Origin of the sequence: Streptomyces sp. A1136, from assembly GCF_004795055.1 — a bacterium.
Lineage (GTDB): Bacteria > Actinomycetota > Actinomycetes > Streptomycetales > Streptomycetaceae > Streptomyces.
Genome location: NZ_SSBJ01000409.1, coordinates 1 through 502 on the forward strand (window position 1 = coordinate 1; position 502 = coordinate 502).

Annotated in this window: 1 protein-coding gene; it reads left to right on the forward strand. The window is 63.7% G+C overall.

Annotated features, from left to right (window positions below):
• Window positions 1-104 precede the first annotated feature (104 nt).
• Complete coding sequence (locus E6R62_RS43530; protein ID WP_135008782.1) at window positions 105-335, forward strand: hypothetical protein; 231 nt, start codon at window positions 105-107, stop codon at window positions 333-335.
• The last annotated feature ends 167 nt before the right edge of the window (window positions 336-502 follow it).

Sequence of the window (502 nt, forward strand, 5' to 3'; positions counted from 1 at the left end):
GACGTCGGCGGCAAGAAAGTCCCGGTGCTCGATCCGACCGAAATCCTGGCACGCCGTTGCGTCGCGCTGGCCAGCCCGCAAGGGCGCAAGGCGGCGTGAAGGCAATGGACAAGGTCGCCGGGACGGCGGCGTTCCGGCGCTTCCTCGGCAAGGAGCTGGGGCGCTGCGCCCGCGGCGGCTACGCCGATGCGGTGTTGGCCCGTTACCGAAGTTTGTCTGCGGCAGCGGGGCTGGACGAGGCGGATGCGCAAGAGCACGCGCAACTGTTCAACCGTCTGTATACGCGTTGGCGTTGGCAAACTGCAACAATGCAGGTTTTGCGGCGACGGCGTTGAATCGGCCTCAAATCGGCACATTGCGAGCCTGAACTCATGCGCCGCACCATTTCGGTGGCGCGGCATGCATTCAGGCCGGCAATTGCACCAGCGGCGCGCCCACGCTCGCGTTTAACATTTCTTTTTTGACAATTGTCAGGTCTGGTTTCTTCGCCTCGGACAGTCCG

Bases quoted from the DNA above. Each gene is read 5' to 3' on its own strand.
- E6R62_RS43530 (WP_135008782.1), top strand. From the start codon at position 105: ATGGACAAGGTCGCCGGGACGGCGGCGTTCCGGCGCTTCCTCGGCAAG.